This is a genomic window from Anaerosporobacter sp. (genome assembly GCF_965301125.1).
The window spans coordinates 8,972-11,840 of sequence record NZ_CBDLAM010000036.1; the positions used below are offsets into that span (position 1 = coordinate 8,972).

The 2,869-nt window shown below is 31.1% G+C and carries 1 protein-coding gene and 1 pseudogene; one reads left to right on the forward strand and one right to left on the reverse strand.

Annotated elements, in window-relative coordinates; translation table 11 throughout:
• Positions 1 to 301: pseudogene (locus ACW2QF_RS05985) on the forward strand (flagellin lysine-N-methylase); the annotation flags it as partial.
• A 68-nt stretch (positions 302 to 369) separates the two neighbouring features.
• Here ACW2QF_RS05985 and ACW2QF_RS05990 read toward each other — a convergent pair.
• Positions 370 to 2,679: a leucine-rich repeat domain-containing protein gene (locus ACW2QF_RS05990; protein ID WP_455715084.1), complete on the reverse strand. Its 2,310-nt coding sequence runs from the start codon at positions 2,677 to 2,679 to the stop codon at positions 370 to 372.
• Between the last annotated feature and the right edge of the window lie 190 nt (positions 2,680 to 2,869).

A 2,869-nucleotide genomic window follows, 5' to 3' on the forward strand; every position in this document is an offset into this window, starting at 1 on the left:
GATTATGTTAGAGCAGTTATATGTGTATTTTGTTTATACATATTTCGCTGGTTCTATATATGATGAGAATGCCTATGGTAAGATGAAACTAGCGGTAATAAGCCTGTTGATTATACAAGAATTATGCCAAGCAAGATGGCAAGGAAAAGGTAGTTTGAATTTTGGAGATATAGTTGACATTGCACATAAGTATTCAAGGGAAGTAGAACATTCAGACAATAATCTTAAGAAGATGGAAAAGCTATTTGGCAAAAAGAAAGAGTTTTATTTTGAAAAAATATTAATTGCTTTGCTATCATAAAGAAATAACCCTGTAAGCCAGATTATTAAGTGTCTGGCTTACAGGGTATTTTTTTATTAATAGGGAACTTATTCGAGCACAACTTTTAAATCTTTTTTTATTGCAAAATCATATGCAGCAGAATCTTTAGAGCAATAGATTACTGGTGACATGTTATATGTAGATATACAATAGTTACTTATTGATGTAACACTATCTGGAATTGAAAGTTTCTTCAAATTAGGACAGAAATAGAAAACATCGTCATTTAATATAGTAAGTTTATTAGGTAATGAAATCTCTTCAAGTGAAGAGCAATTGTAGAATGCACCGTCTTCAATAGAAGTTATTGTATTTGGTAATTTAATTGTTTTTAAGTTATTACAACTTACAAAGGCATAAGATCCAATTGACTTAATACCTGAAGGAAGTTTGATTGAAGTGAGGCTTGAGCATTCTGCGAAAGCACGGTTACCGATTGACTCCAAAGTAGAAGATAATTTAATAGTTTTTAAATTAGTACAACCTCTGAAGGCAGAGTTACCAATGGAGACTACAGAATCTGGGATAACTACTTTTATTAAGTAGCCATTATTTTGGAATACATAAGGTGCAATTGCTTTCACGTTATCAGGAATCGTCAATTGCTTCTTGGTGCCAGTGTACTTAATTAAGATTCCGTTATCTGTAATTACCATATTATCTTCTTCTGCAAGTAAAATCCATTTAGTACCAATGAATGCGCTAGAACCAATTGTTTCGATGGATTCTGCAAAATTAACTTCACTAAGGTTAGCACAGTAGTAGAATGCACGACGATCAATTACTTTTACTCCTTCAGGAATTGTGATACTTGTTAAACTACGACAATGATTAAAAGTTGAATCTTCAATGGTTGATAAGGTAGAAGGTATGTTAATAGATGATAAACTAGTACAGTAAGCAAATGCACTTGAACCAAGATGGTTAAGTTTATTTGGAAGTTTTATTTTCTTAAGTGAAGTACAAGAATTAAATGCTTCATAACCAATCGACTTAACCGAATTTGGGATATTAATTTGCTTTAACTGATAGCAATTAACAAAGGCTCCGTTTTCGATTGTGGTTACAGTTTCAGGTATTGTAATTGTGGTTAAAGAATTACAATTATTGAATAAATTAGCAGGAATTTTCGTTAACTTCTCAGGTAGAGTAATTGTTGTTAAGTTACTACACGAATCAAATAAACCTTCGGATAATGTAGTAATTGAGGAAGGTAGTTCAATGGTTTTAATAGATCTAAGTCCAGATAGGGCATAGGATCCTAAAGTAGTAAGTTTACTTGGGAGATTAAGTTGCTCTAATTTTGAGCAATTACTAAAAGCATTGCTTTTAATAGTTGTAACGGTTTCTGGTATTGCTATTGTTGTTAATTTGCTACAACCTGTGAATGTTGATTGATTTATCATAGTGATACCAGAAGGAATCGTCAATTTCTTTAACGAGGAACAATAAGCAAATGCAGAGTCACCAATATAATTTAATGTGGAAGGTAACGTTACGGATGAGAGATTTTTGTTATTATAGAAAGCTGAATTTTCTATAGATTTAAGACCCTCTTTTAAATTAATACTAGTAAGTTTGTAACAGTACATAAAAGCACTTGTTCCAATACGTGTAACAGTCCCTTCCATTTTGACAGTTGTTAATTTAGTACAACTGCTAAATGTTTCTGGTTGTATATATGTAACCTTTGATGGTATAGTTATCTTTTTTAATGAATTACAACCATTAAAAGATGCTCTACCTAATGATTCCAATGAATTTGGTAAATTAATAGAAGTTAGTTTAATGCAATATCGGAAGGAATATCGAGCTAATGTCTTTAGCTTACTATCCTTTGGGATTGTTACTGTTTTAAGGCTATAACAATTTTGAAATGCAGCAATTCCAATAGTTTTTACAGGTGCAGGGATGGATACCCTTGAAAGTTTAGAGCAGTTAGCAAATGCTTCTTCACCAATGTAGTTCAATTTGGAGGGAAGAGTTATGGAAGATAATGAAGAACACTCTGCAAATGCTCGATAAGGAATCTTTGAAACATTACTACTTAATTGAACAGTAGATAATGAATAACAATTTGAAAATGCTTCTTCATCGATAGTTTTAACTGTGGAAGGAATAATGACCTTCTTTAACTTTTCATTATTATAGAAAGCACGCTTTCCTATTTTTTTTACATTAGAAGGTATCGTAACAGTTGATGCACTACCATCGTAGTGCAAGAGTACACCATCTTTAATGACAAAGTTTGAATTTGAGTCTGCTTTACTTAATTGTGGCTGATATAAACAAGTGAAAACTAGTAGCATAACAAATAATGTACTAATCAATCCTATCTTTTTACCTAAATTTTTCATAACATATTGTCCCTTTCTCTCATAAAATAATTTTAATTATGTATTAGATATATGAAACTAACTTATTTTTCCTCCTAATTTTCATTATAGGTATTGGATAGAATACTGTCAACGAAGTGGAAGAAATATGAAGTAATATTAATATTTTCTTAAGAAGTTTTTATTGAATTTAAGGGGGATGGAGAGATAA